Here is a 6,106-nt window from a genome sequence, read left to right as displayed (position 1 = left end):
TTTTTGGCGTTTGAAAAAGGGACTCGCCGTAAGGGCGAAACCATAAGTGGCCGTTACCGCAGCAATGGATATGTACTCAGACAACAATCCCCCAAAGGCTACGACACGGTATGGACCAACGTTGGGAGAGGCCCAGATGGAGGTCGTCACAGGTTGACGGACAGGCTCAGGGTGTAAGGCAGCAAGAAGATCAAACCTCAGTTCGCCGACACCAGTTTAAGCCCAATGACCCCCGCCAGAATCACCCCGATGCACATCAGGCGCAGGGGTGCCGTGGAGTCCCCCAGCACCACCATACCGACAATCGCAGTGCCTGCCGCACCGATGCCGGTCCATACCGCATAAGCCGTGCCCACCGGCAAGGTGCGCAGCGAAAGTGAAAGCAGGAAGACGCTCGACAGCCCAGTGACGACCGTCAAGACACCGGGAACCCATCGTGTGAAACCTTCGGAGCCCTTCATGTAGAAGGCGAAGGCGATTTCCAGAATGCCGGCGATACCCAATAGTGCCCAAGCCATATGTCACAACTCCTTCAGAGGGTCTCGCCGGACCTCGAAGCCAGGCGAGAGATTGAGTCGATCAGGCTTTTCCAGCCGCCGCCGGTGTCGAGCGGAATGCCACGCCGAGTCGGTTGAACGCGTTCATCAAGGCGATGGCGTAAGTGAGATCCGCCAGCTCCTTTTCGCTGAACATGGCCGCCGCTGCCTGATAAATGGCATCGGGAACAGCGGTTTCGACGACCCGAGTGACGCTTTCGGCCCAAGCCAGCGCCACGCGTTCACGTTGGGTGAAGAGATTTCCGGCGTCGTGCCACACCGGCACCAGCACCAGCTTGTCTGCCGCGACACCCAGTTTGAGCAAATCGCGCGAATGCATATCGATGCAAAACGCGCAGCCATTGATTTGCGACACCCGCAGGTAGACCAGGTCGATGAGTTCGGTGGGCAGATCGCTCTTTTGCAGATAGCCGTAGACGTTGCCGAAGGCCTTGTAACCTTCAGGGGAAGCGCTGGCGTAGTTGATTCGCGAAGTCATGATGGATCCTTGAGTTGGCTGTGTGAAGGACTGCATCCTGGGACTGTTTGGTCTATGGTTGAAGATCCATGTTTCGGCTTCTGGACTGGGCCATGTTTGCTTAGGCGCGGCACCTTCATGGCCTGGTCCTCAAGATGATTCATGGATCTTGGAGGCAGGTCATGATGGCTTGTAGGATCATTGTTCATGCCGGCAACCCAGGTGTTTGCCCCAGAGTGCGTCCATGACCAGCCCCATCAACAACCTGTCACCCCTCGACCCCGCCTCGAAGGAGCCGATCTACCGGCAAATCTACTGGCGGTTTCGCGCGGCGATCAGCGACGGCGTACTCGCGCCCGGCGCGCGCATTCCCGCGGCCCGGGCGCTGGCAAAAGAGCTCGGGCTGGCCCGGGGCACCATCGATACCGCGTATTCGTTGCTGGCGGCCGAAGGTTATATCCAGTCCCGTGGTCAGGCCGGCACGGTGGTGGCGGCAGGGCTCACGCTCAGGACAGACTCGCGCCGTGACGAACACGCCTTGAACCCGCTCGCCGGCACCTCGGTCCGGCACAAGGCGCCAGTGCTGCCCTTTCAAATGGCCTTGCCGGCGCTGGATGTGTTTCCGCGCAAGATCTGGGCGCAGATCGGCGCTCGCTGCGTGCGCGCCACCGGGGTCGCGGACATGGCCAATCCATCGGCCTACGGTCTGGAATCCTTGCGCAGTGCGATCGCCAGCTACCTGCAAATGGCGCGCGGCATCTATTGCCAACCTTCGCAGGTGTTCGTCACCTCGGGTTACCGCAACACCCTGACGCTGATCGTCCACGCCTTACTGAAACCAGGCGACCGTGTGCTCGTCGAAAACCCCGGTTACCCCCCTACCCGCCAATTGCTCGAGTATCTGCAAATCGCGGTGCAACCCGTTGCGGTGGACCAGGACGGCATGCAGGTCGAGCAAGGCGTGAGCGCTTCACTCGACGCCCGCGCGGCGGTGGTCACGCCGGCCCATCAGAGCCCCTTGTGCATGTCGCTGTCATTGCCGCGCCGCCTGCAACTGCTGGAATGGGCTGGTCGCGAGCAATCCTGGATCATCGAGGACGACTACGACGGCGAATATCGCTACATCAGTCGACCACTGCCCGCACTCAAGAGCCTGGATCGCGACGGACGCGTGTTGTACGCCGGCACCTTCAGCAAAGTGCTGTTTCCCGGCATTCGGCTTGCCTATCTGGTGGTGCCGCCAGCGCAGGTCGAACGCTTCGAACACGTCAGCCAGACCTTCCTCGGCGGCTGCCCGGAGCTCACCCAGGCCATCGTCACCACCTTTGTCACCGAGGGCCATTTCGCCCGGCATATCCAGCGCATGCGCAAACTCTACGGCGAACGCCGGGAGGCGGTGGTCAGAGGACTGACGAATGCCTTGGGCGATCACTTTCACATCGACACCCAACCGGGCGGCATGCACCTGATTCTGCGCTTGACCCGGCCCCAGTCCGACCGCGCACTGGTTGAGCGCCTGCTGCATGCAGGCATTTACGCCGAAGCCTTGAGCGAATGTTGCATCGGCCCACCTACCCATTGCGGCTTGCTGCTCGGCTTCGCCAACATCGCCTCGCAAGCCAGTGCCGAACAGCTTGGACAACACATCCTGGCGCTGCTCTGAATCCAGATTCATGGCCCACACACGCAAGCCATTCTTGGCTCTTTGTCGCGGGGCCAAGCGACTCCATCATGCAGACCTGGTCTTCAACGAACATCAAAGGGTCCCATGAAAATACTGCGCGTGATCTGCAGCCCGCGAGGGACAGCCTCCGAGAGTTATCGGCTCTCGCAAACCCTCATCAACCATTTGATCGATAGCCATCAAGGCTCTGATTTCATCATCACCGAGCGCGGGGTCACAGGGCTTGCGCATGTCGATGCCGACTATGCCGAAGCCGTGAGCAAACGGCGCGAGCCGTCCCATGCTCGCGCCGCCAAAGGCGCCCTGTTGCAGTCCGAACAATTGATTCGCGAGCTGGAAAGCGCCGACTGCGTGGTGATCGCCACCCCCATGCATAACCTGATGGTGCCTTCGGCGCTGAAGGCCTGGCTCGACCATGTGATCCAGGCCGATCGTACCTTTCGTATCACCCCTGAGGGCAAGGTCGGCACTTTGCGCGACCGGCCAGTGTTCATTGCCATCGCCTCAGGCAGCACCTTCACCGGCGTCAACGCCCGGCAACCGGACTTTCTGCGGCCATGGCTGAGAGCCGTACTGGCGAGTATCGGCTTGCTCGACGTGAAGTTCTTCTCTGTGGAAGGCACCGGGCAAGAACCCAATGCCTTGAACGCTACCCGAGAAAAAACCGAACAGGCAAGCGCACTGTATTTTGCCAGCCGCGCGCCAATGCCCGCCTGAATCCCCCCCAGGAAAACACCATGACGATCGCTTCTCCCCTGCGCAGCATTGCCGTGTTCTGCGGCTCCAACTACGGCCTCAACCCCGACTACGTCAAAGGCGCCCGGGCCCTCGGCCGGGAAATCGCCAGGCGTGGCTTGCGGCTGGTGTATGGCGGCACCGACAAGGGATTGATGGGCGTGATGGCCGACACCGTACTCGCCGAGGGCGGCGAGGTGGTTGGCATCATCACCCGCCAGTTGTTCGATCTCGGGCATCTGCATCAAGGCCTGACCCGGCATGAAGTGACGCAGGACATGCGCAGTCGCAAGTCGCGCATGAGCGAATACGCCGATGCCTTCATTGCACTGCCTGGCGGTCTGGGGACGTTTGAAGAGTTGTTTGAAGTGGCGACGCTGACGCAACTGGGCGAACACCACAAAGGCGTCGCCTGCCTGAACATCGGCGGCTTTTTCAACCCGCTGCGCAGCCTTCTCGACCACGCCGTGGCTGAAGCCTTCATGAAGACCGAGCACAGCGAGATGCTGTTGATCGATACTGATCCGGTAGCACTGATTGATGCGCTTGAGCAGTGGCAGGCACCGACCGTGACGAAGTGGATCGGTCCTGCCCCGTTACCCGTTACAGCGCGGTGACAGGAACGCTTTTCAGGTCCTGGCGACGTTGCTCCCGAAAATCTGTCGCCAGGACCTTTTTACTTCAGCGCTTGCGCATCACTGAATCAGTGCGCGCCAGCCATCGTCCATTGCTGCGCGATAGCCGTGTTGTGGCGCTTGGCTCGCTGAGTCAATACCAGCATCGTCAAGAAGCCGAGCACGATCAGAACCGGGTAAGCCATCAACAGTTCCGAGAGGGAGTATTTCCAGGCCAAAGGACGGCCGACGCCGAGCATGGCGGCATACATCCACGATACCGCCGACAGCGAACCACAAAACAGCGCCAGCATCCGGGCGCTGAATCCGAGTTCAAGCAAGGAGCCTGCCTTTTGCAGGGCCGGCAATACCAGTCGGTGCAGCAGGATGCCGTTATAGGTCAGCAGCACGACAATGATCACCTTGGCGTGAAGCTTCGGATTCATGAAGTACTCCGTGCCTTTGCCGAGGTAGTCGATGCCGATGATGGCAGCACCCGTCACCCATAGGCCGATCAATGCCATCACGACAGATTTCTGCAGACTCTCCATGTGTGCATTGTCATGTTCAGTCAGCACTTTGCGTTTCAACATATCCCTGACCATTGCAATATCACTGGTCAGCACTAAACCAATCGCCACGCAACAGGCGAGCAAATGAACGTAAACAACGCCCAGCCGCAATAACTCCATAAATTCTTTATGTTCGATCAGGCTCATAATTGTGTTTATCGCCACGGGTATCTCTCCACCTTGTTAGATAGTTCAGATCGGCCAATCAGCAGAATATTTGTCTGCACGACCTTGCTCATACAAGAAAACTGACCAATAGGTTTATTATCGAAATCCTATCTAGCCAGTTAGGGAATTGATGACAGCTTAGTGACTACCTCTCAATTTTCGGGTAAAAAAATCCCCATCTGCATTCACTGCATTTGAGGTTCTATTTCCACTTCTTGTTTTCGATTGCGAGTGCAGGCCATGGATGACGTGCTGCAGAATCTGAGGCCCGCAGGCCGCAAATGTTCATTTTTTAACCAGCACACCGACAAGCGGTAGCGCCCTCGGGGACCCTCGGTACGGGTAATCAGCCAGTAACTAGCGCGTAGAGGCCCGTTCCAACTGAGCTGGTTGATTTACATGAACATCGACGTAGACAATTGGATCCACTAGTTGCCATCTGAGCAATAGGCCAGATCGATAGCAGGCTCTCATTTATTTCCTGCTCGATTGAACAGTCAGACTATTCAGTGGATCCGATTATTGATTACTGAATATTTTGAAAGTCCTGGCGGCATTGCCAAAAACTGTCGCCAAGACTGTTTGTTATTTCAACTCAGACCAACTTCAGCGTGACGTTTATGTTGTTGCGGGTGGCCTTGGAGTACGGGCAGTACTTGTGGCCGGTGTCGACCAGTTTCTGTGCGGTTTCGCGATCCAGGCCCGGCAGGCTCACATTCAGCCGCGCCTGCAGCAGGTAGCCGCCTTCATTGGTACCCAGGTCCACCTCGGTGTCGACGGCCACATCCTTGGGCAGTGCAACCTTTAGTTCCTTGGCAGCCACGCCCATCGCGCCGATGAAACAGGCTGACCAACCGGCGGCGAATAACTGCTCGGGATTGGTACCACCACCGCCTGCCCCCGGAGACGACAGCTTGATATCCAGGATGCCGTCGGAGCTGCGCGAGGCGCCGTCCCGCCCGCCGGTGGTGTGGGTTTTTGCGGTGTACAGGACTTTGTCGAGCTGGTTCATGATGATCTCCTGATTGAATTGAGGTTCAGTGCAATGTCAGGTGAATCAGAAAAACGGCCTTCAGGCTTGATGCCAGGCAACCAATGATAGACGGCGCGGCTCAACCGGGTGCCTGATCCGACAAAGGCCATCCTGCGCTGCGCAGACCTTGCAGGAGCCAGCGGTGCGGCGATCCGACTTGCCGGCGAATACGGCCTGATAGCCGACCTATTATTTGTTGTCGGAGTACATATCCATTCCTGCGGTAACGGCCGCCTATGGTTTCGCTTTTACAGCGAGTCACTTGGAAGAGCCCCAAGTAACCAAG

General features: G+C 58.3%; 7 protein-coding genes. 3 read left to right on the top strand and 4 right to left on the bottom strand.

The features are described from left to right. Positions 1-197 precede the first annotated feature (197 nt). Both PMI35_RS06055 and PMI35_RS06060 read right to left on the bottom strand, forming a co-directional pair. The gene (locus PMI35_RS06055; RefSeq protein WP_008064290.1) at positions 198-518 is read right to left on the bottom strand and encodes a DMT family transporter; all 321 of its coding nucleotides are present in this window, start codon (positions 516-518) and stop codon (positions 198-200) included. A 61-nt stretch (positions 519-579) separates the two neighbouring features. After that, positions 580-1,035 carry a carboxymuconolactone decarboxylase family protein gene (locus PMI35_RS06060; RefSeq protein ID WP_008064288.1) on the bottom strand — a complete coding sequence of 152 codons (456 nt, stop codon included), beginning with the start codon at positions 1,033-1,035 and terminating at the stop codon, positions 580-582. A 223-nt stretch (positions 1,036-1,258) separates the two neighbouring features. Here PMI35_RS06060 and pdxR point away from each other — a divergent pair, with 223 nt between their 5' ends. The 3 genes from pdxR (at position 1,259) to PMI35_RS06075 (ending at position 4,050) form a co-directional block, all read left to right on the top strand. Continuing rightward, positions 1,259-2,677, top strand: coding sequence for a MocR-like pyridoxine biosynthesis transcription factor PdxR (gene pdxR, locus PMI35_RS06065; protein WP_008064286.1), 1,419 nt, complete (start codon positions 1,259-1,261; stop codon positions 2,675-2,677). Positions 2,678-2,782: 105 nt separating this feature from the next. Continuing rightward, positions 2,783-3,415, top strand: a complete 633-nt coding sequence (locus tag PMI35_RS06070) for an FMN-dependent NADH-azoreductase (protein WP_008064285.1) — start codon at positions 2,783-2,785, stop codon at positions 3,413-3,415. 20 nt (positions 3,416-3,435) lie between these two features. After that, positions 3,436-4,050 (top strand): TIGR00730 family Rossman fold protein, encoded by a 615-nt coding sequence (locus PMI35_RS06075; RefSeq protein WP_008064282.1) that lies wholly within the window; start codon positions 3,436-3,438, stop codon positions 4,048-4,050. 86 nt (positions 4,051-4,136) lie between these two features. On the opposite strand, the gene PMI35_RS06080 is transcribed toward PMI35_RS06075, so the two are convergent. Further along, positions 4,137-4,784 (bottom strand): hypothetical protein, encoded by a 648-nt coding sequence (locus PMI35_RS06080; protein WP_008064281.1) that lies wholly within the window; start codon positions 4,782-4,784, stop codon positions 4,137-4,139. A gap of 598 nt (positions 4,785-5,382) precedes the next feature. Next, the gene (locus PMI35_RS06085) at positions 5,383-5,799 is read right to left on the bottom strand and encodes an organic hydroperoxide resistance protein (protein WP_008064280.1); all 417 of its coding nucleotides are present in this window, start codon (positions 5,797-5,799) and stop codon (positions 5,383-5,385) included. Positions 5,800-6,106 lie beyond the last annotated feature (307 nt).

Source organism: Pseudomonas sp. GM78 (assembly GCF_000282475.1).
In the GTDB taxonomy this organism is placed as follows: Bacteria; Pseudomonadota; Gammaproteobacteria; order Pseudomonadales; family Pseudomonadaceae; genus Aquipseudomonas.
Note: the sequence above shows the minus strand (reverse complement) of the source record. Positions and strands in the feature narration are given on the sequence as shown.

Coding starts and splice junctions, on each gene's coding strand:
- PMI35_RS06075 (WP_008064282.1), top strand. CDS start 3,436: ATGACGATCGCTTCTCCCCTGCGCAGCATTGCCGTGTTCTGCGGCTCC.
- PMI35_RS06085 (WP_008064280.1), bottom strand. CDS start 5,799: ATGAACCAGCTCGACAAAGTCCTGTACACCGCAAAAACCCACACCACC.
- PMI35_RS06070 (WP_008064285.1), top strand. CDS start 2,783: ATGAAAATACTGCGCGTGATCTGCAGCCCGCGAGGGACAGCCTCCGAG.
- PMI35_RS06055 (WP_008064290.1), bottom strand. CDS start 518: ATGGCTTGGGCACTATTGGGTATCGCCGGCATTCTGGAAATCGCCTTC.
- PMI35_RS06060 (WP_008064288.1), bottom strand. CDS start 1,035: ATGACTTCGCGAATCAACTACGCCAGCGCTTCCCCTGAAGGTTACAAG.
- pdxR (WP_008064286.1), top strand. CDS start 1,259: ATGACCAGCCCCATCAACAACCTGTCACCCCTCGACCCCGCCTCGAAG.